Here is a 21,156-nt window from a genome sequence, read left to right on the forward strand (position 1 = left end):
CCGCTTCTCCGCTTCTCCGCTTCTCCGCTTCTCCGCTTCTCCGCTTCTCCGCTTCTCCGCTTCTCCGCTTCTCCGCTTCTCCGCTTCCCCGCTTCCCCGCTTCCCCGCCTCTCCGCCTCTCCGCACCGACGCCTAACGGCTTCGACACTTCGATTCGCGAGGGCCAGCCCGCAACGCTTCCGCGCCGTCCTCGCCATGCCGCTGCCCGGCCTCCCCGGCGCCTGCGCTCCGCCGCTCGCCGCCCCAACACCCGTTCCGTCGCGAACGCAGCCGTTTTTCGGTCAATTCACCGCGTTCAGGCGCCTTTTTCCACGCGTCGCGCGCTTTGACGGTATGCTATTCGCCAGCCGCGCCGGCCCTGCCCGCTTCCGGGCCGCGCCCGCATCCCGTCACCCAGCAAAAAACACAAGCCACGTGGGAGATCCTATGCAGGTCAAGCTGTTCGCCGCGGCCGCGCTCGCCGCCGCCCTCGCCGCCCCCGGCCTCGCCGCCGCCAAGCCGCTCACCGTCTGCACGGAATCGAGCCCGGACGGCTTCGACGTCGTGCAGTACAACTCGCTCGTCACGACCAACGCGTCGGCCGACGTGATCTTCAACACGCTCGTGTCGTACGACGAAGCCGCGAAGAAGGTCGTGCCCGCGCTCGCCGACAAATGGGAAGCGAGCGCCGACGGCCTCACGTACACGTTCCACCTGCGCCCGAACGTCGCGTTCCAGACCACCGACTATTTCAAGCCGGGCCGCGCGCTGAACGCGGACGACGTCGTGTTCACGTTCTCGCGGATGCTCGACGATTCGAACCCGTGGCACAAGGTGGCCGGCGCGAGCGGCTTCCCGCACGCGCAGTCGATGGGCCTCGTGAAGCTCGTGAAATCGGTCACGAAGGTCGACGACAGCACCGTGAAGTTCGTGCTGAACGAACCGAACGCGACGTTCGTGCCGATCCTGACGATGGGCTTCGCGTCGATCTACTCGGCCGAATACGCGGATCAGCTGCTGAAGGCCGGCAAGCAGGTCGACCTGAACGCGAAGCCGGTCGGCACCGGCCCGTTCGTGCTGAAGAGCTATACGAAGGACGCGCTGATCCGTTACGACGCAAACCCGACGTACTGGGGCACGAAGCCGAAGGTCGACCGGCTGATCTACGCGATCACGCCCGACCCATCGGTGCGCCTGCAGAAAGTGAAGGCCGGCGAATGCCAGATCGCGCTGTCGCCGAAGCCGCAGGACGTGCTCGCCGCGAAGGGCGACAACGCGCTGAAGGTCGTGCAGACGCCCGCGTTCATGACCGCGTTCGTCGCGCTGAACACGCAGAAGAAGCCGCTCGACAACGACAAGGTGCGTGAAGCGCTGAACCTCGCGTTCGACCGCGCGACCTACCTGAAGGTCGTGTTCGACAACACCGCGACGGCCGCGAACAACCCGTATCCGCCGAATACGTGGAGCTACGCGAAGGACGTCGCGCCGTATGCGTACGATCCCGCGAAGGCGAAGCAGCTGCTCGCGCAGGCCGGCTTCCCGAACGGCTTCTCGACGACGATCTGGACGCGCCCGACCGGCAGCGTGCTGAACCCGAACCCGAAGGTCGGCGCGGAGCTGCTGCAGGCCGACCTCGCGAAGATCGGCGTGAAGGCCGAGGTCAAGGTGATCGAATGGGGCGAACTGATCAAGCAGGCGAAGCTCGGCCAGCATGACATGCTGTTCATGGGCTGGGCCGGCGACAACGGCGATCCGGACAACTATCTGTCGCCGCTGTTCAGCTGCAACGCGGTGAAGTCGGGCATCAACTTCGCGCGTTTCTGCGACGCGCAGCTCGACAAGCTGATCGCCGACGGCAAGTCGACCGCCGACCAGGCCAGGCGCGCGAAGCTGTACGAAGCCGCGCAGAAGATCATCCACGACCAGGCGCTGTGGATTCCGCTCGGCTACCCGACCGCGGCCGCGCTCACGCGTACGAGCGTGAGCGGCTACCACGTGAGCCCGTTCGGGCGGCAGAACTTCACGACGGTCGCCGTGCAGTAACGCGCCCCTCGCGCGTGGCACGCAAGCGACGGTGCGTCGGGCCGTCGCTTGCGGCCCGCGCGCCGCGCTTGCTACACTGCGCGCTCATTCCTCATACCGGACGCCAGCCAAAGTGAACAACTAAGCCTTCCCAAAATGTTTTCGCCGCCGTGCCACGCACGCCGCGCGCGAAGGTCTTCACGCATTTTCGGAGGTGCTTATGGCTGCTGCCACGCCCACCGGCGCGCTCGTCGCGCTTCATCACGTTTCCTTCCGCTTCGACGACGGCGTCACGCTGTTCGATTCGCTCGACCTTTCCATCGACCGCACGCCGACCGGCATCGTCGGCCGCAACGGCGTCGGCAAGAGCCAGCTCGCGCAACTGATCGCGGGCCGCTGCGCGCCGAGCACGGGGACGATCGACCGGTCGACGCAGGTCGCCTACGTCGCGCAGCAGCACGACGATGCCGCCGCCGGCCCGCGAACCGTCGCGCAGCTCGCCGCGCTCGATGCGCCGCTCGGTGCACTCGCGCGCCTCGCCGATGGCCGCGCGGAGCCGCACGACTTCGACCGGGTCGGCGATCGCTGGGATCTCGCGGAGCGGCTGCGCACCGCGCTCGACGCGGCCGGCCTGCACGACGTGCGCGCCGACACGCCCGCGCAGGCGCTCAGCGGCGGGCAGCGCGCACGCGTCGCGCTGATCGGCGCATTGCTGTCCGGTGCCGGCCTGCTCGTGCTCGACGAACCGACCAACCACCTCGACGCGCCGGGCCGCGCGTGGCTGCGCGCGGCACTCGACGGCTGGCGCGGCGGCCTCGTCATCGTGAGCCACGACCGTGCGCTGCTCGCCGACGTGCAGCGCATCGTCGAGCTGACGCCACAAGGCGTGCGCTCGTACGGCGGCAACTACGCGTTCTACCGCGCGCAGCGCGACGCGGATCAGGATGCCGCGCAAGCGGCGCTCGACAACGCGCGTGCCGAACGCGGGCGCGCGAGGCGCAGGCTCGAACAGGAACACGACACGATCCAGCGCCACGCGGCCGCGTCGCTACGCGATGCGAAGACTGCCAACCTGTCGTCGGGGGCGAAACAAAGCCGCAAGGGCGCGGCGCGCAACATCATGGGGCAGGTCCGGCGCCACCAGAACGACTTCAAGGCGACACTCGACGAACGCGTGCAGCAGGCGGCCGCGCGCGTCGAAGCCGATGCGCCCGTGCTGGTGTCGCTGCCGGGCACCGAGGTCAGCGCACGCCGCCAGCTGTTCACGCTCGAACGCGCGCGACTGCCGTGGGGCATCGCCGGCGCCGCCGATGGGATCACGTGGTCGGCGAGCGGCCCCGTGCGCATCGCGCTGACGGGCCCCAACGGCTGCGGGAAATCGACGCTGCTGCGGATGCTCGCGGGCGAGCTCGCGCCATGCTCGGGCACCTGCACGACGCACGTGAGCGCCGCGTATCTCGACCAGCGGCTCGCGCTGCTCGATCCGGAGCGCTCGATCGTCGAACAACTTGGGCTGCTCGATACGCCGCTCGCCGAAGGCGAGCTGCGCAGCCGGCTCGCGCTGCTGCAGCTCGATGCGGCGCGCGCGACGCAACCGGCGCGTCAGCTGAGCGGCGGCGAACGGCTGAAGGCCGCGCTCGCATGCGCGTTGTGGCGCGGCACGCCCGCGCAACTGCTGCTGCTCGACGAGCCGACCAACCACCTCGATCTCGAATCGGTGCGTGCGATCGAAGCCGCACTGGCCGGCTTCCCCGGTGCGATCGTGGTCGCCTCGCACGACACTGCGTTTCTCGCGGCGCTCGACCCGACGCACACGATGCAGTGGCATCGCGACGGGTGGCGCTACGAACCCGTCGCATGAGGAGAACGAAGCGGTGTCAGCCGGCGCTGCGGAACCGCAGCACGCCGTCGTCGCCCTGCTCGCGCACGAGTTCGCCCGCGAGCCACAGCAGGTTCAGGTGCGCGAGCGCCTCGCCGAGCGCGAACGTCATCTGGTGGATGTCGAGTTCACGGCGGCGGAACATGATCGGCACGATGTCGGCCGCGCTCATCGGCTTTTCCGCGCACGCGACGCGCACTTCGGCCAGGCGCGCGTCATGGTGTTCGCGCAGTTGCGCGATGCGCGTGCGCACGCCGCGGAACGGCTTGCCGTGCGACGGCAGCACCAGCGTATCGGGCGCCATCGTCTCGTAACGGCCGAGCGACTGCAGGTACAGCGCGAGCGGATTCGCCTCCGGTTCGAGGTCGAACACGGACACGTTCGTCGAGATGCGCGGCAGCACCATGTCGCCGGAGATCAGCACGCCGTCCGCTTCGCTATGCAGCGCGCAATGTTCAGGCGAATGGCCGAAGCCGGTCACGACGCGCCAGGTGCGCGCGCCGATCGTCACCGCATCGCCTTCACGCAGGCGCCGGTAGCGCGGCGGCACGGCCGGCACGAGATCCGAGTAGTAGTTGCGACGGTTGCGCAGCTTGTCGAGCGCGGCCGGATCGGTGAGCCCGTGGCGCGCGAAATGATCGGCGGCCGCCGCGCCGCCCGCGTTCGAGCCGTTGCCGGCCGCCATCAGGCAGCCGAACAGGTACTCGCCGAGCGTCATCCACAGCCGCACGTTCCAGCGGCCCTTGTCGCCGCCTTCGCACAGCCAGTTCGCGAGGCCGAAGTGATCGGGGTGGCAGTGCGTGACGAGCACCCGCAGCACGGGCAGGCCGTCGAGATGCGTGTCGAAGATCTGCTCCCAGTGCGTGCGGATCGCGTCCGACGAGATCCCGCAATCGACGATCGTCCAGCCTTCCTGCCCGTCGATCTCGTCGCGCAGCAGCCAGAGGTTGATGTGATCGAGCGAGAACGGCAGCGGCATGCGCAGCCAGCGCACGCCGGGCGCGACCTCGAACGTGTCGCCCGCGGCGGGCAGCGTGTCGGCGAAGGGGTAGTCGAGTTGGTGTTCCAGTGCGTTCATCGGTGGGGCGTCTCGTCGTTATCGGTGCGAATGCGCGCCGGCGGCAGGCCGCGGCGGGCGTCGCGTCGATTCTATCGCCGTCGCGCTCGACGCGCGCCCGGCGGCCGCCGCCCCGTCAAAAAAAGTTCGTGCCAGAATCGGTTCCGTACCCGTATCTTTACGCGAAGATGCACCGAACGGCACGCAACGGCGAACAACGCGCCGATTGAAGGCCGTGGGCGCGTCACCTCGAAAGTCATTGAAACGCCGACTTGGGCGCTAAAATGGCGAGTGCTTACAGCCCCTCCCGAACGAGCCTGCACGCAATGAATCACTTCCCCAAACTGCTGTCTTCGCAGATCGGTTTCGACGTCGCGCAGACGATGCTCGAAAACTTCGACCGCCACTACCGGATCTTCCGCGACGCGGCCGTCGAAGCGAAGACGCTGTTCGAGCACGGCGACTGGCACGGGCTGCAGCGGCTCGCGCGGGAGCGGATCACGTCGTACGACGATCGCGTGAAGGAATGCGTCGAGGTGCTGGAAGACGAATACGACGCGGAAAACATCGACGACGAAGTGTGGCAGCAGATCAAGCTGCACTACATCGGCCTGCTCACGTCGCACCGCCAGCCCGAGTGTGCGGAGACGTTTTTCAATTCGGTGTGCTGCAAGATCCTGCACCGCTCGTACTTCAGCAACGATTTCATCTTCGTGCGCCCGGCGATCTCGACCGAGTATCTCGAGAACGACGAGCCGGCCGCGAAGCCGACCTACCGCGCGTACTATCCGGGCACCGACGGGCTCGCGGCCACCCTCGAGCGCATCGTCACGAACTTCCAGCTCGAGCCGGCGTTCGACGATCTCCCGCGCGACATCGGCTGCGTGATGCAGGCGATCCACGACGAATTCGGCCACTTCGACGAAGCGCCGAATTTCCAGATCCACGTGCTGTCGTCACTGTTCTTCCGCAACAAGAGCGCGTACATCGTCGGCCGCATCATCAACGCCGACCGCGTGCTGCCGTTCGCGGTGCCGATCCGCCACGTGCGTCCGGGCGTGCTCTCGCTCGACACCGTGCTGCTGCGCCGCGACCAGCTGATGATCATCTTCGGCTTCTCGCACTCGTATTTCCTGGTCGACATGGGCGTGCCGTCCGCGTACGTCGACTTCCTGTGCACGATCATGCCAGGCAAGCCGAAGGCGGAGATCTACACGTCGGTCGGCCTGCAGAAGCAGGGCAAGAACCTGTTCTACCGCGACCTGCTGCACCATCTGTCGCATTCGAGCGACCGCTTCATCATCGCGCCCGGGATCAAGGGCCTCGTGATGCTCGTGTTCACGCTGCCGTCGTTCCCGTACGTGTTCAAGATCATCAAGGATCACTTCCCGCCGCCGAAGGAAACGACGCGTGCGCAGATCATGGAGAAATACCAGCTCGTGAAGCGCCACGACCGCCTCGGGCGGATGGCCGATACGCTCGAGTATTCGAGCGTCGCGCTGCCGCTCGCGCGGCTCGACCACGCGCTCGTGCGCGAGCTGGAAAAGGAAGTGCCGTCGCTGCTCGAATACGAGGACGACAACCTCGTGATCAAGCACCTGTACATCGAGCGCCGGATGACGCCGCTGAACCTGTACCTGCAGAACGGCAGCGATACCGACATCGAGCACGGCGTGAAGGAATACGGCAACGCGGTGAAGGAGCTGATGAAGGCGAACATCTTCCCCGGCGACATGCTGTACAAGAACTTCGGCGTCACGCGCCACGGCCGCGTCGTGTTCTACGACTACGACGAGATCGAGTACCTGACCGACTGCAACGTGCGCCGCGTGCCGCCGCCGCGCAACGAGGAAGACGAGCTGTCCGGCGAACCGTGGTATACCGTCGGCCCGCACGACATCTTCCCGGAGACCTACGGGCCGTTCCTGCTCGGCGACCCGCGCGTGCGCGACGTCTTCATGAAGCATCACGCGGACTTTTTCGATCCCGCGCTGTGGCAGGCCAGCAAGGACAAGCTGCTGCAGGGCGAATTGCCCGATTTTTATCCCTACGACGCATCGCTGCGCTTCAGCGTGCGCTACCCCGAGCGCTTCGGCGCGACGGACCAGAACGACGGCGAAGGCGACGCGCAGCGCGCCGCCTGACGCCGGTTACACCGAACCCGATACCGATACCGACCCGATTTCCGTCAACGGAAGCCACACCGATGAACACCCAAGACAATCCGCTTTCTCACCTGTTCGACAACAACGAAGCGTGGGTCAAACGCAAGCTCGAAGACGATCCGCAGTTCTTCGCGCGTCTCGCCGACCAGCAGGCGCCGGAATACCTGTGGATCGGCTGCTCGGATTCGCGCGTGCCCGCGAACCAGATCATCGGCCTGCCGCCGGGCGAAGTGTTCGTCCATCGCAACATCGCGAACGTGGTCGTGCACAGCGACCTGAACTGCCTGTCGGTGATCCAGTTCGCGGTCGACATCCTGCGCGTGAAGCACATCATGGTCGTCGGCCACTACGGCTGCTCGGGCGTGAATGCCGCGCTGCTCAACCGCCGCGTCGGCCTCGCGGACAATTGGCTGCATCACGTGCAGGACGTGCGCGAGCGTCACGCGGCGCTGCTCGAGGACTGGCCGGTCGGCGAAGCGCGCTATCGCCGCCTGATCGAGCTGAACGCGATCGAGCAGGTCGTCAACGTATGCCGCACGACGATCGTCAACGACGCGTGGGCCCGCGGCCAGTCGCTCACCGTGCACGGGCTCGTGTACGGCGTGCACGACGGCCGGATGCGCAACCTCGGGATGGCCGTGTCGAACTTCGACGCGCTCGACGAGACCTACAAGCGCTGCGTGGCCGCGCTCACCGCCGGCGGCAACCATGCGCCGGACAACGACATGATCGCGGCGGACGCCGCGCGGCGGCTCGAAGGCGTCGCGCAGGCGGTCGCCGACACGCTGAAGCCGTGCGACGACGCGAAGTAACGCGCAAGCCGCCGGGCGGCCGTTGCCACGCGGCCGCGCCCCGCATCGAACGGATCTGACACCGGTACCGCCAGGGCGGCGCCAAGCAAAGGAGCGACGGGCATGAAAACCGCATTGATCGTCGGTGCATCGCGCGGCCTCGGCCGCGAATTCGTCCGGCAATACCGGCGCGACGGCTGGAACGTGATCGCCACCGCGCGCGACGATGCCTCGCTCGACGCGCTGCGCGCGCTCGGCGCGCAAGCACATGCGCTCGACATCACGCAGCCCGAGCAGATCGCGGCGCTCGGCTGGAAGCTCGACGGCGAGCGGCTTGATGCGGCCGTGCTGGTGTCGGGCGTCTACGGGCCGCGCACCGAGGGCGTCGAGACGATCACCGCCGAGGATTTCGACGCGGTGATGCATACGAACGTGCGCGGGCCGATGCAGCTGCTGCCGATCCTGCTGCCGCTCGTCGAGGACGCACGCGGCGTGCTCGCCGTCGTGTCGAGCCGGATGGGCAGCATCGCCGAGGCGACCGGCACGACCGGCTGGCTGTACCGCGCGAGCAAGGCCGCGCTGAACGACGTGCTGCGCATCGCGTCGCTGCAGACGCGCCACGCCGCGTGCATCTCGCTCCATCCCGGCTGGGTGCGCACCGACATGGGCGGCGCGCAGGCCGCGATCGATCCGGAAACCAGCGTGACCGGCATGCGCCGCGTGATCGCCGAATCGGGCGCGGACGTGTCGCAGGCAAACGGCCGTTTCTTCCAGTACGACGGCATCGAGCTGAGCTGGTAGTCAGCCGGTAGTCAGCCGACAACCAGACGTCGTTAATTCCCGTTTCGCATGATTTTGAACCGACCTGACGCGTGCCCGTGCGGCGGCGCGTCCCCCGCTCCCGCCGGCAAAGCGCCGGCGCCCCGCTATGCGGCCTGCTGCGGCCGCTTCATCGACGGCGGCGAAGCCGCGCCGAGCGCACTCGAGTTGATGCGTTCGCGGTACAGCGCGTACGTGCTCGGCGCGACCGGCTACCTGCGCGCGACGTGGGCCGCGCGCACCTGCCCGCCCGATCTCGACACCGACCCCGAAGCGCCCGACGCGCCGCGCTGGCTCGGCCTCGCGGTCAAACGCCACGCGCCGCTCGACGAACGGCACGCGGAGGTCGAATTCGTGGCCCGCTACAAGATCGGCGGACGCGCTTACCGGCTCCACGAGACGAGCCGCTTCGAGCGCGACGAGCACGGTTTCTGGCGTTACGTCGACGGCGAAGTAAGTGAACGTTGACAAATAGTTGCTGTGTCAGACGCCGGGTAATTCCCGCATTGCACAACCTGAATTTGTCGGGCTAGGATGGCCCTCAGATCAGTCATGTTGCATGGCAGGGCTTACGAATGGCGTTCAGCAAGGTATTGGTGGGATGGATGGCGGCCTGCGCGCTGTCGGCCGCTCAGGCCGGTACGCTGCCGAGCGCCAATACGGGGACGGGCGCCGGCGCCAGCGGGTCGCTCGCCCATGCCGAACGCTTCGACTACGGCGATTCGAACCTGCCGCAGGTCGCGGCCGACCTGAACGAACAGATCCTCCGCATTCCGGCCGACGCATCGGGCGCCGTCACGCTCGAGGCAACGCTCTTCAAGCCGAACGGCCCCGGCCCGTTCCCGCTCGTCGTCTTCAACCACGGCAAGAACACCGGCGATCTCCATCTGCAGCCGCGCAGCCGGCCGCTCGCGTTCGCGCGCGAATTCGTGCGCCGCGGCTATGCAGTGATCGCGCCGAACCGCCAGGGCTTCGCGGGCTCGGACGGCACGTACCAGCAGGAAGGCTGCAACGTCGGCAAGAACGGCCTCGCGCAGGCGGCCGACGTCGACGCGACGGTGCGCTACATGTCGCGCCAGCCGTACGTCGATGCATCGCGCATCGTCGTCGCCGGCACGTCGCACGGCGGCCTCGTATCGGTCGCGTACGGCACCGAAGCCGCACCGGGCGTGCGCGGCATCATCAACTTCTCCGGCGGGCTGCGCCAGGACCTCTGCGACGGCTGGCAGCGCAACCTCGTCGACGCGTTCGACCAGTACGGCGCGCACACGGCCGTGCGGTCGCTGTGGCTGTACGGCGACAACGATTCGGTGTGGACGCCCGGGCTCGTCGCGCAGATGCACGACGCGTACGTATCGCACGGCACGCAGGCCCAGTTCATCGATTTCGGCCGCTACAAGGACGACGCGCACCGGCTGATCGTCGATCGCGACGGCGTGCCCGTGTGGTGGCCGGCCGTCAATGCGTTCCTCGCGCAGCTGAACCTGCCGACCTCGGTGCGCTACGCGGTCGCGAACCCGCACGAGCCGAAAGCCACCGGCTACGCGTCGATCGATGCGGTCAACGCGGTGCCGTATGTCGACGAAGCCGGCCGTGAAGGCTATCGCCGCTTCCTGAACCAGCATCCGAGCCGCGCGTTCGCGGTGTCGTCGGAAGGCGCATGGTCGTGGGCCGAAGGCGGCGACGACCCGATGGCGCTCGCGCTCGACAACTGCGCGAAGCAGGGTGCGGGCGCGTGCCGGCTGTATGCGGTCAACGACCGGGTCGTGTGGAACACGAACACGCAGACGGCCGACAACGGCGACGCCAATACGACACGCGATATCGATACGCGCGCGCTGGCTTCGCGCTGACGGGCGGCGGCCTTCGCTACCCCGTTTCGCTTTTCCTTTCCCCGTTTTTCATCGCTTCGCGCACGCGCTGCATGCCGCGTTCGCATCGTTTGCCGGCCCGAGCGCGCCCCTCGTCACCGCTTTCAGTCATTCGCCTTCCGGTCACGTTGGGGCCACAACACCCACCCGATTCGCCCCTTCGCTCCCCGATTTCTCCCCCTGCCGCATCGCCCGCCCCCCGATTTTTTTCGGTTGGGGGGTCTCACTCGAGCGTCGTCATCTGCGGTCATTTCCGGACTTCTGAACCGTACCGTCCCGAGCCGCTCCGATCTGCGCCGAACTCCCGTCCAGCAAGGCTCCGCGGCCTTTGTAACCGGTAGTGCAACCCGTCGCGGAACACGCTAATCTCAGCGCGTTTCGTTGTCCCGCCGCGCGGCATCCCGTCGATGCCGCGCGGCCGTTTTATCCCCCGGAGCCGCCTTGAGTACGCCAGCCACCGACGACTGGGTCGCGCGCAGCCTGCGCGCGGTCTGGCATCCCTGCACCCAGATGAAGCACCACGAGCGCCTGCCGCTCATCCCCGTCGCGCGTGGCGCGGGCGTGTGGCTGTACGACCGTGACGGCCGCCGCTATTTCGACGCGATCAGCTCGTGGTGGGTGAACCTGTTCGGCCATGCGAACCCGGACATCAACGCGGCGCTGAAGGACCAGCTCGACACGCTCGAGCACGCGATGCTCGCCGGCTGCACGCACGAGCCCGCGATCGAGCTCGCGGAGCGGCTGCACGCGCTCACCGCGCGCACGCTCGGCCATGCGTTCTTCGCGTCGGACGGCGCGTCGGCCGTCGAGATCGCGCTGAAGATGAGCTTCCACGCGTGGCGCAACCGCGGCCGCGCGAACAAGCAGGAATTCGTCTGCGTAGCGAACAGCTACCACGGCGAAACGATCGGCGCGCTCGGCGTGACCGACGTCGCGCTGTTCAAGGACGCGTACGATCCGCTGATCCGCCATGCGCACGTCGTCGCGTCGCCCGACGCGCGCGGCGCGCTGCCGGGCGAAACGGCCGCCGACGTCGCAGGCCGCGCGCTCGCGGACGTGCGGCGCCTGTTCGTCGAGCGCGGCGACCGGATCGCCGCGCTGATCGTCGAGCCGCTCGTGCAGTGCGCGGCCGGCATGGCGATGCACGATCCGTCGTACGTGCGCGGGCTGCGCGCGCTGTGCGACGAATTCGGCGTGCACCTGATCGCCGACGAGATCGCGGTCGGCTGCGGCCGCACCGGCACCTTCTTCGCGTGCGAGCAGGCCGGCGTCTGGCCCGATTTCCTGTGCCTGTCGAAAGGCATCAGCGGCGGCTACCTGCCGCTGTCGCTCGTGCTCACGCGCGACGACGTGTTCGCCGCGTTCTACGACGACGACACGACGCGCGGCTTCCTGCACTCGCACTCGTACACCGGCAACCCGCTCGCGTGCCGCGCGGCGGTCGCGACGCTCGACCTCTTCGCACGCGACGACGTGCTCGCGGCGAACGCGCGCAAGTCGGCCACGCTGCGAGCCGCGCTCGCGCCGCTCGACGCACATCCGCAGGTACGCCACCTGCGCGCGCGCGGCACGCTGTTCGCGTTCGACGTCGCGCTCGACGGCGATGCGGCGCGCGGCTTCTCGCGACGCTTCTTCGAACGCGCGCTGGAACGCGAGCTGCTGCTGCGCCCGATCGGCACGACCGTGTACCTGATGCCGCCGTACGTGATGAGCGACGACGACATCGTGTGGCTCGCGCAACGCACGCGCGACACGCTCGACGCCACGCTCGCGGAGATCGCACGATGACGCACTCGCTGCTCGACGCGCTGCAACGCGGCCTCGCCGATCTCGACGCCCAGGGGCTGCGCCGCGTGCGCCGCACCGCCGACACCGCGTGCGATGCGCGCATGACCGTCGACGGCCGCGAGATCGTCGGCTTCGCCAGCAACGACTATCTCGGCCTCGCCGCGCATCCGGCGCTCGTCGCCGCGTTCGCCGAAGGCGCGCAGCGCTACGGCGCCGGCAGCGGCGGCTCGCACCTGCTCGGCGGCCATTCGCGTGCGCACGCGACACTCGAAGAGGAACTCGCGGCCTTCTCGGGCGGCTTCTCCGACGCACCGCGCGCGCTGTACTTCAGCACCGGCTACATGGCGAACCTCGCCGCGATGACGGCGCTCACCGGCAAGCGCGCCACCGTCTTCTCCGACGCGCTGAACCACGCGTCGCTGATCGACGGCATGCGGCTGTCGCGCGCGAACGTACAGGTCTATCCGCACGCGGACACGGCCGCGCTCGCCGCGCTGCTCGACGCGTCGGATGCCGAAACGAAGCTGATCGTCAGCGACACCGTGTTCAGCATGGACGGCGACATCGCGCCGCTCGCCGAACTCGTCGCGCTGGCCGAGCGCCATGGTGCGTGGCTCGTCGTCGACGACGCACACGGCTTCGGCGTGCTCGGCCCGCAGGGCCGCGGCGCGCTCGCGGCCGCCGCGCTGCGTTCGCCGCATCTCGTGTACGTCGGCACGCTCGGCAAGGCCGCCGGCGTCGCGGGCGCATTCGTGATCGCGCACGAGACGGTAATCGAATGGATGATCCAGCGCGCGCGCAGCTACATCTTCACGACGGCCGCGCCGCCGGCCGTCGCGCACGCGGTATCGGCGAGCCTGAAGGTGATCGCGGGCGACGAAGGCGATGCGCGGCGCGCGCATCTCGCCGCGCTGATCGAACGCACGCGCGCGCTGCTGCGCAATACGCGCTGGCAGCCGGTCGATTCGCACACGGCCGTGCAGCCGCTCGTGATCGGCAGCAACGACGCGACGCTCGCGGCGATGCGCGCGCTCGACGCGCACGGCCTGTGGGTGCCCGCGATCCGGCCGCCGACGGTGCCCGTCGGCACGTCGCGGCTGCGCGTGTCGCTGTCGGCCGCGCATTCGTTCGACGATCTCGCGCGGCTCGAAGCCGCGCTGGTCGAAGCCAGCGAGGGAGCCGCAGCCTCCGCTGACGCGGCCCCGCGGGAGGTCGCGGCATGACCGCCCCGCTCTCGCTTTTCGTCACGGGCACCGACACCGAAATCGGCAAGACCTTCGTGTCGGCCGCGATGCTGCACGGCTTCGCACGGCACGGCCTGCGTGCCGCCGCGCTGAAACCCGTCGCGGCCGGCGCATATGAACGCGACGGCGTGTGGCGCAACGAGGACGCCGACCAGCTCGATGCGGCCGCGAACGTCGTGCTGCCGCCCGAGCTGCGCACGCCGTTCCTGCTGAAGGCACCGGCCGCGCCGCATATCGTCGCCGCGCGGGAAGGCGTGACGCTCGACATCGACACGATCGTCGCGTGCCATCGCGAAGCGCTGACGCGCGCGGATATCGTCGTCGTCGAAGGCGCCGGCGGCTTCCGCGTGCCGATGAACGACACGCAGGACATGGCCGATCTCGCGGTCGCGCTCGGCGTGCCGGTCGTGCTCGTCGTCGGCGTGCGGCTCGGCTGCATCAGCCATGCGCTGCTCACCGCCGATGCGATTCGCCAACGCGGCCTCAAGCTCGCCGGCTGGGTCGCGAACCACGTCGACCCGGCGATGTCGTTCCCCGACGAGAACGTCGCGACGATGCGCGACTGGCTCGCCCGCGAGCACGGCGCGCCGCTGCTCGGCCGCATTCCGCACATGAGCCCGGCCGCCCCCGAATCCGCCGCGACGATGCTCGACATCGCCGCGCTCGTCGATACGCTGCGCGCCGCGCGGCATTGACCCGACAGAAACAGATCCCCCGATCCCTCATCCCCGACCAGGACAGGAAAACGATATGACCCAAGCCCAGACCGCCGCCACCGTGCAACCCGACGCGATTCCCGTGGCCGCTCCGGCCTCGCAACGCTGGCGCGTCGCCGACGTCGTCGCGCTGTTCGAGCTGCCGTTCAACGACCTGATCTTCCGCGCGCAGCAGGTGCACCGCGAGCACTTCGACGCGAACGCGGTGCAGCTGTCGACGCTGCTGTCGATCAAGACGGGCGGCTGCGAGGAAGATTGCGGCTACTGCTCGCAGTCGTCGCACCACGACACGGGCCTGAAGGCCGAGAAGCTGATGGACGTCGACGCGGTGCTGGATGCCGCCCGCGCGGCGAAGGCGAACGGCGCGAGCCGCTTCTGCATGGGCGCCGCGTGGCGCAACCCGAAGGAGCGCCACATGCCGGCGCTGACCGAGATGGTGCGCGGCGTGAAGGAACTCGGCCTCGAGACCTGCATGACACTCGGCATGCTGGAAGATGAACAAGCGCAGGAACTCGCGAATGCGGGCCTCGACTACTACAACCACAACCTCGACACGTCGCCGGAGTTCTACGGCCAGGTGATCTCGACGCGTACCTACCAGGATCGCCTCGACACGCTCGACCGCTTGCGCGACGCCGGCATCAACGTGTGCTGCGGCGGCATCATCGGGATGGGTGAATCGCGCCGCGAACGCGCGGGCCTGATCTCGCAGCTCGCGAACCTGAACCCGTATCCGGATTCGGTGCCGATCAACAACCTCGTCGCGATCGAAGGCACGCCGCTCGAAGGCACCGCGCCGCTCGACCCGTTCGAATTCGTGCGCACGATCGCGGTTGCGCGGATCACGATGCCGAAGGCCGTCGTGCGCCTGTCGGCCGGCCGCGAACAGCTCGACGACGGGCTGCAGGCGATGTGCTTCCTCGCCGGCGCGAACTCGATGTTCTACGGCGACCAGCTGCTGACGACGAGCAACCCGCAGTCGCAGAAGGATCGCGCGCTGTTCGAGCGCCTCGGCATCCGCGCGAGCGACGCAGACGCGATGTCGGCGAACGCGTAAGCGGAGCGGCCGTCGGGCCGGATCTGCAAACGGAAAAGCCGGGGGATGCCCCGGCTTTTCCGTATCCGGCCCCGTCGTTCAGGCCGCGCCGCCGAGCGCGCGCGGCTCCATGAACGTGTGCCGGAAATAATCGCGCACCGCGTGCATCGCGGGGCTCAACTCGATGTCCTTGCGCCAGGCAAGACCGACGCTCATCGGCGGCACCGCATCGCGCAGCACGATCGTCTCGATGCGCCGCCCTTCGAGCGACCACGGCCGATACACCATGTCGGACAGGATCGCGACGCCGCTGCCGTTCGCGACCATGCTGCGGACCGCCTCGACCGACGACGTGCGCAGGATCACGTTCGGCCGGTACGGCGTCTCGTTCCAGTAACGCAGCGCCGTCTGCCCCGCCTCGTCGACCGTCAGCATCACGAACGGCTCGCGCGCGACTTCCGCGAACGTGACGCTCTCGTGCCTGAGCAGCGGATGATGCGCGCCGACCCACAGCCGCCGCACCGAGTGAATCACCGGCTCCAGCACGAGCGCCGGATTCGACACGTTCGACGTGAGCAGCACGGCCATGTCGTAGCGGCCCGCGATCAGCCCTTCCTCGATCGACTCGCGGTTCAGCTCGTGCAGGTGGATCGTCAGCCGCGGATACAGCGTGTTCAGGCGCAGCACGTGGTGCGGCAGGAAATAGCCGAGCACCGTGTAGCTCGCGGCGATCGCGAGCGTGCCGGCCAGTGTGCTTTCGAGGTTCGGAATCCGCATCGCCTCGTCAACCGACGACAGGATCGTGTACGCGTGATTCAGGAAGCGCCGCCCCGTGTCGGTGAGCGTCACACCCGACGGCGTGCGCAGGAACAGTTGCGTGCCGAGGCTGTCCTCCAGTTCCCTGATCGCGCTCGTCACGGCCGACTGCGAAATCGTGAGCTGGATCGCGGCCTGCGAGATCTGGCCGAGCTCGGCGGTCGCGACGAAATACTTGAGCTGTCTGAGGGTCAGGGCCATGGTCGATGAGAAAACAGATGGGCACGCGACAAACATCATAACAACCGTGCCGTGCCCATGAACCAGACCTCGTGGAAACCCTGCCGTTCCTGCTGCGGCGGCACCTGGCAGCCGTTTTCCACGGTATCGAAAAAATCGATACGGTCGCATATAAAAATAGAACTTTTTTGACGCCCCCCACGCGGCTAACCTGCGTTCAACACGGTTTCGGCATGCGCCACGACGCACGCGAACCGGAGAACCAGAAGGAGCACATCGTATGAGGAAGCACAGCGTCGACCTGAACTCCGACATGGGAGAAGGCTTTGGCCCGTGGACGATCGGCGACGGCGTCGACGAGCAGATCATGCCGCTGATCAGCTCGGCAAACATCGCCACCGGTTTTCACGCCGGCGATCCGAACATCATGGCGCGCACGGTGCAGCTCGCGCGCGACGCAGGCGTCGGCATCGGCGCGCACCCGGGCTTTCGCGATCTCGTCGGCTTCGGCCGCCGCACGATCGCCGAAACGCCGCAGGCGCTCGTCAACGACATCCTGTACCAGCTCGGCGCACTGCGCGAGTTCGCGCGCCTGAACGGCGTCAGCCTGCAGCACGTGAAGCCGCACGGCGCGCTCTACATGCATGCGGCAGGCAACGAAGCGTTCTCGCGGATGCTGATCGAAACGCTGCAACGCGTCGATCCGGGCCTGTGGCTGTACTGCATGGAGGCGTCGGTCACGTACCGCGTCGCCGTCGAGTACGGGCAGCCGGTCGTCCGTGAGTTCTACGCAGATCGCGACTACGACCGCAGCGGCTCGATCGTGTTCACGCGCCGCGTCGGCCGCCTCGATCCGCGCCAGGTCGCCGACAAGGTGCTGCGCGCGTGCATCGACGGCAAGGTGCGGACGATCGATGGCGACGACATCGACATCGATTTCGATTCGGTCTGCATCCACAGCGACACGCCGGGCGCGCTCGACCTCGTGCGCGAAACGCGCCACGCGCTGATCCGCGAAGGCATCCGGACCGCCGGGCCGCAACCGCTCGCCGCCCATCACTGATTCAAGGAGACACACGATGGCATTGCACGATATCGTCAGCCCGCTGCCGGGCACCTTCTACCGGCGTCCGTCGCCCGATGCGGACTACTACGTCGCGGTCGATGCGACGGTCGCCGCCGGCGCGGTGGTCGGCCTCGTCGAGGTGATGAAGCAGTTCACCGAGATCGAAACCGATGCGGCAGGGCGCGTTGTCGAACTGCTCGTCGAGGACGGCGAGCCAGTCGACGCGGGCCAGGTGCTGATGCGGATCGAGGGGTGATGCGATGAATCCGGCAACCTCCTCCAGCGCGTTCTACCGGCCGTCGCGCATCCGCACAGTGCTGGTCGCGAACCGCGGCGAGATCGCGGTGCGCGTGATCCGTGCCGCGCGCGAGCTAGGCATGCGTGCGGTCGCCGTGGTCAGCGACGCGGACCGCGACAGCCTCGCCGCGCGCATGGCCGACGAAGCCGTCCACATCGGCTCGTCACACGCGGCGAAGAGCTACCTGAATCCCGCCGCGATCCTCGACGCCGCGCGGCAGTGCGGCGCGGACGCGATCCATCCCGGCTACGGCTTCCTGTCCGAAAATGCCGCCTTCGCCGCGCAGGTCGAGGCGGCCGGCCTGATCTTCGTCGGCCCGGACTCGCAGGTGATCGCCACGATGGGCGACAAGGCCCGCGCACGCGAAACCGCGCGGCGCGCCAATGTGCCGACCGTGCCCGGCAGCGACGGCGTCGTGCAGTCGCTCGACGAGGCGCGGGACGTCGCCGCGCGCATCGGCTACCCGATCATGATCAAGGCGGCCGCCGGCGGCGGCGGGCGCGGCATCCGCGTCGCGCATGACGCCGCGCAGCTCGACGCCGAGCTGCCGCTCGCGCAGCGCGAGGCGCAGGCGGCGTTCGGCGACGGCGGCGTGTACCTCGAACGCTTCATCGCGCGGGCGCGCCACATCGAGGTGCAGGTGCTCGGCGACGGCCGTCACGTCGTCCACCTGTTCGAGCGCGAATGCTCGCTGCAGCGGCGGCGCCAGAAAATCCTCGAGGAAGCGCCGTCGCCTTCGCTCACGCCCGCGCAGCGCGACGCACTGTGCGCGTCGGCCACGCGGCTCGCGCAGGCGGTCGGCTATCGCAGCGCGGGCACGCTCGAATACCTGTTCGATGACGCGCGCGGCGAGTTCTACTTCATCGAGATGAACACGCGCATCCAGGTCGAGCATCCGGTGACCGAGGCGATCACCGGCATCGATCTCGTGCGCGAGACGCTGCGCATCGCCGACGGCGAGCCGCTGCGCTTCGCGCAGCAGGACATCGCGATGCGCGGCGCGGCGCTCGAATGCCGGATCAACGCGGAAGATCCGTTGCAGGATTTCCGCCCGAGCCCCGGCCGGATCGACACACTGGTGTGGCCGACCGGCCCCGGCGTGCGCGTCGATTCGCTGCTCTATCCGGGCTACGTCGTGCCGCCGTTCTACGATTCGCTGCTCGCGAAGCTGATCGTGCACGACGAGAGCCGTGCGGCCGCGCTGCAGCGCCTGGCCCGCGCGCTGGGCGAGCTGCACGTCGGCGGCCTGAAGACGACCGCGCCGCTGCACGTCGCGCTGCTCGCCGACGACGACGTACGCGCCGGGCACTATCACACGAATTTCCTCGAAGCGTGGATGCCGCAATGGCGTGAGGCCGCAACAGCCGCCACGCAGCAACACGCAGCCGAACATGCAGACGCCGTGCGCGTCGGGGAGGCGATGTGACGACCCGTTATACCTTCGGCGGCGACGAATTCGTGTTCGTCGAAATCAGCGAATCGATGTCGCTCGACGCATTCTTCAAGGGCACGGCGATCACGCGCGAACTGCAGCGCCGCGCGGTGCCGGGCATCACCGAGATCTGTCCGGCGAATGCGTCCTACCAGGTGCGCTACGACCCGGACGTGATCGAGCCCGATGCGCTTGTCGCGCTGTTGAAGACGATCGAGGCCGAAGTCGGCGACGCGCCACTCGAACTCGATACGCGCATCGTCGAGGTGCCGGTGCTGTACAACGACCCATGGACGCACGAGACGCTGATGCGGTTTCGCGAACGCCACCAGGATCCGTCGTCGACCGATCTCGAATACGCGGCGCGCATCAACGGCAAGCGCGACGTCGATGCCTTCATCGCCGCGCACTCGGGGTCGCCATGGTTCGTGTCGATGGTCGGCTTCGTCGCGGGCCTGCCGTTCATGTACCAGATGGTCGAGCGCGAACGCCAGCTCGAAGTGCCGAAATACCTGCGGCCGCGCACCGACACGCCGAAGCTCACCGTGGGCCACGGCGGCTGTTTCGGCTGCATCTACTCGGTACGCGGCGCGGGCGGCTACCAGATGTTCGGCGTGACGCCGGCGCCGATCTTCGACCCCGCGCAGCGGCTCGACTACCTGCGCGAGTTCATGGTGTTCTTCCGGCCCGGCGACATCGTGAAATTCCAGCCGATCGATCGCGTGACCTACGACGCCGCGGTGGCCGACGTCGAGGCCGGCACCTTTTCCCTGCGCGTGCGCCCGGTGAAATTCTCGCTCGACGCATTCCTGCGCGATCCCGATGCGTACAACCGCTCTCTCGTCGAGGTGCTGCATGCAAGCTGACGCGCACAACCTGATCGAGGTCGTGAAACCCGGCCTCGCGACGTCGGTCCAGGACATGGGCCGGCAAGGCTACTACCACGTCGGCATCCCGCCGTCGGGCTCGCTCGACCAGTACGCATCGCGCGCGGCGAATCTGCTGGTCGGCAATCCCGAAGAAGCCGCCGTACTCGAATGCACGCTGCTCGGCCCCGAGCTGCTGTTCCATACGGATGCGCTGATCGCCGTCACCGGCGCCGAGATGACGCCGAAGATCGACGGCATCGGCCAGCGCTGCAACGTCGCGCTGCGGATCGGCGCAGGCAGCGTGCTGTCGTTCAATTACGTGAAGGCGGGCGCACGCGCGTATCTCGCCGTCGCGGGCGGCATCGACGTGCCGGTCGTGCTCGGCAGCCGCTCGACTTACGCGCTCGGCGCGATCGGCGGCCACGCGGGCCGGCGCCTGCAGAAAGGCGACCGGTTGCCGCTGGGCGCCCCCGTCGGCACACATCGCGAAGGGCGCGAGCTGCCGGCGGCCGTGAGCCGGCCGCTCGACAACCAGGTCGAGCTGCGGGTCCTGACGGGCCTGTACCACTACCGGCTCACCGACGATTCGGCGCGCACCTTCTTCGACGACGAATGGACGGTCGCGCCCGAAGCCGATCGCATCGGCTATCGCTACAAGAACGGCCGCGCGCTGCAGTTCCGGCCGCGCGAGCAGCCATTCGGCGCGGGCGCCGATCCGTCGAACATCGTCGACGCGTGCTACCCGATCGGCTCGATCCAGGTGCCGGCCGGGCTCGAGCCGATCATCCTGCACCGCGACGCGGTGTCGGGCGGCGGCTACGCGACGATCGGCACGGTCATCAGCGCCGACATGGACCTGATCGGCCAGATGCAGCCCAACCACCGCGCGCGCTTCGTGCGCGTGACGATGGCCGACGCGCTCGCCGCGCGCCGCGAGTACCAGCGGCGCCTCGCGCTGCTGCGCGCCGTGCTGCGGGACTGAGCACCGGGCGCCCGGTTCGCGTGCCGGGCGCCGTTCGTCGCCGCCCCCTTTTCGCTGTCCGTCTTCCGCCCGCCCGGCCGAGCGCCGCGCGGCGGGGACGCCTGCGCGCTGTTCCTGCCGAACCGGTTGCCCGCCCGACGTCGGGG

The 21,156-nt window shown here is 68.4% G+C and carries 19 protein-coding genes; 17 read left to right on the forward strand and 2 right to left on the reverse strand.

Translation table 11 applies throughout. The features are described 5' to 3' along the window. The first annotated feature begins 426 nt into the window (after window positions 1-426). Window positions 427-2,022 carry an ABC transporter substrate-binding protein gene (locus ABY44_RS38680; RefSeq protein ID WP_060171942.1) on the forward strand — a complete coding sequence of 532 codons (1,596 nt, stop codon included), beginning with the start codon at window positions 427-429 and terminating at the stop codon, window positions 2,020-2,022. Window positions 2,023-2,221: 199 nt separating this feature from the next. Next, the gene (locus tag ABY44_RS38685) at window positions 2,222-3,862 is read left to right on the forward strand and encodes an ABC-F family ATP-binding cassette domain-containing protein (RefSeq protein WP_060171945.1); all 1,641 of its coding nucleotides are present in this window, start codon (window positions 2,222-2,224) and stop codon (window positions 3,860-3,862) included. Window positions 3,863-3,878: 16 nt separating this feature from the next. On the opposite strand, the gene ABY44_RS38690 is transcribed toward ABY44_RS38685, so the two are convergent. Then, entirely contained in the window at window positions 3,879-4,958 is a 1,080-nt protein-coding gene (locus tag ABY44_RS38690) for an MBL fold metallo-hydrolase (protein ID WP_059695314.1), read from the reverse strand. A gap of 305 nt (window positions 4,959-5,263) precedes the next feature. Between ABY44_RS38690 and aceK the strand changes: the two genes are divergently transcribed. The 9 genes from aceK to bioB all read left to right on the forward strand — a co-directional run bounded on the left by aceK (window position 5,264) and on the right by bioB (window position 15,388). Next, window positions 5,264-7,081, forward strand: coding sequence for a bifunctional isocitrate dehydrogenase kinase/phosphatase (aceK, locus tag ABY44_RS38695; RefSeq protein ID WP_027789001.1), 1,818 nt, complete (start codon window positions 5,264-5,266; stop codon window positions 7,079-7,081). Window positions 7,082-7,143: 62 nt separating this feature from the next. Continuing rightward, the gene (gene can, locus ABY44_RS38700) at window positions 7,144-7,914 is read left to right on the forward strand and encodes a carbonate dehydratase (RefSeq protein WP_059695311.1); all 771 of its coding nucleotides are present in this window, start codon (window positions 7,144-7,146) and stop codon (window positions 7,912-7,914) included. A 102-nt stretch (window positions 7,915-8,016) separates the two neighbouring features. After that, the gene (locus ABY44_RS38705) at window positions 8,017-8,694 is read left to right on the forward strand and encodes an SDR family oxidoreductase (RefSeq protein WP_027788999.1); all 678 of its coding nucleotides are present in this window, start codon (window positions 8,017-8,019) and stop codon (window positions 8,692-8,694) included. A gap of 48 nt (window positions 8,695-8,742) precedes the next feature. Then, window positions 8,743-9,180: a YchJ family protein gene (locus ABY44_RS38710; RefSeq protein WP_059683922.1), complete on the forward strand. Its 438-nt coding sequence runs from the start codon at window positions 8,743-8,745 to the stop codon at window positions 9,178-9,180. A 107-nt stretch (window positions 9,181-9,287) separates the two neighbouring features. Further along, window positions 9,288-10,565, forward strand: coding sequence for a dienelactone hydrolase family protein (locus ABY44_RS38715; protein ID WP_060171949.1), 1,278 nt, complete (start codon window positions 9,288-9,290; stop codon window positions 10,563-10,565). 459 nt (window positions 10,566-11,024) lie between these two features. Beyond that, complete coding sequence (gene bioA / locus ABY44_RS38720) at window positions 11,025-12,371, forward strand: adenosylmethionine--8-amino-7-oxononanoate transaminase (protein ID WP_060171951.1); 1,347 nt, start codon at window positions 11,025-11,027, stop codon at window positions 12,369-12,371. Then, window positions 12,368-13,594 carry an 8-amino-7-oxononanoate synthase gene (gene bioF, locus ABY44_RS38725; protein ID WP_060171953.1) on the forward strand — a complete coding sequence of 409 codons (1,227 nt, stop codon included), beginning with the start codon at window positions 12,368-12,370 and terminating at the stop codon, window positions 13,592-13,594. Before bioA ends, bioF begins: the two co-directional genes overlap by 4 nt. Next, on the forward strand, window positions 13,591-14,310 hold the full coding sequence (gene bioD / locus ABY44_RS38730) for a dethiobiotin synthase (protein WP_060171955.1): 720 nt from the start codon (window positions 13,591-13,593) through the stop codon (window positions 14,308-14,310). Before bioF ends, bioD begins: the two co-directional genes overlap by 4 nt. A gap of 55 nt (window positions 14,311-14,365) precedes the next feature. Next, entirely contained in the window at window positions 14,366-15,388 is a 1,023-nt protein-coding gene (gene bioB, locus ABY44_RS38735) for a biotin synthase BioB (protein WP_431643580.1), read from the forward strand. Between the two features lie 78 nt (window positions 15,389-15,466). Here bioB and ABY44_RS38740 read toward each other — a convergent pair whose 3' ends face one another. Further along, entirely contained in the window at window positions 15,467-16,384 is a 918-nt protein-coding gene (locus tag ABY44_RS38740; protein ID WP_027788994.1) for a LysR family transcriptional regulator, read from the reverse strand. A 71-nt stretch (window positions 16,385-16,455) separates the two neighbouring features. On the opposite strand from ABY44_RS38740, the gene ABY44_RS38745 reads away from it, so the two are divergent. From ABY44_RS38745 to ABY44_RS38770, 6 genes are read left to right on the forward strand one after another with little or no spacing between them, the layout of a single operon-like run. Then, window positions 16,456-16,647, forward strand: coding sequence for a hypothetical protein (locus ABY44_RS38745; RefSeq protein ID WP_138143291.1), 192 nt, complete (start codon window positions 16,456-16,458; stop codon window positions 16,645-16,647). Next, the gene (locus ABY44_RS38750) at window positions 16,644-17,426 is read left to right on the forward strand and encodes a 5-oxoprolinase subunit PxpA (protein ID WP_027788993.1); all 783 of its coding nucleotides are present in this window, start codon (window positions 16,644-16,646) and stop codon (window positions 17,424-17,426) included. The genes ABY44_RS38745 and ABY44_RS38750 overlap by 4 nt, the downstream gene beginning before the upstream one ends. 16 nt (window positions 17,427-17,442) lie before the next feature. Beyond that, window positions 17,443-17,685: an acetyl-CoA carboxylase gene (locus ABY44_RS38755; RefSeq protein ID WP_021157410.1), complete on the forward strand. Its 243-nt coding sequence runs from the start codon at window positions 17,443-17,445 to the stop codon at window positions 17,683-17,685. A 4-nt stretch (window positions 17,686-17,689) separates the two neighbouring features. Continuing rightward, the gene (locus ABY44_RS38760; RefSeq protein ID WP_059695304.1) at window positions 17,690-19,153 is read left to right on the forward strand and encodes an acetyl-CoA carboxylase biotin carboxylase subunit; all 1,464 of its coding nucleotides are present in this window, start codon (window positions 17,690-17,692) and stop codon (window positions 19,151-19,153) included. Beyond that, window positions 19,150-20,025 (forward strand): 5-oxoprolinase subunit B family protein, encoded by an 876-nt coding sequence (locus ABY44_RS38765; RefSeq protein ID WP_027788991.1) that lies wholly within the window; start codon window positions 19,150-19,152, stop codon window positions 20,023-20,025. The genes ABY44_RS38760 and ABY44_RS38765 overlap by 4 nt, the downstream gene beginning before the upstream one ends. Next, a complete protein-coding gene (locus ABY44_RS38770; protein WP_059695302.1) occupies window positions 20,015-21,010 on the forward strand; it encodes a biotin-dependent carboxyltransferase family protein in 996 nt (331 codons plus the stop codon). Before ABY44_RS38765 ends, ABY44_RS38770 begins: the two co-directional genes overlap by 11 nt. The last annotated feature ends 146 nt before the right edge of the window (window positions 21,011-21,156 follow it).

Origin of the sequence: Burkholderia sp. ZZQ-2 (assembly GCF_050768715.1) — a bacterium.
GTDB classification, from domain to species: Bacteria; Pseudomonadota; Gammaproteobacteria; order Burkholderiales; family Burkholderiaceae; genus Burkholderia; species Burkholderia cepacia.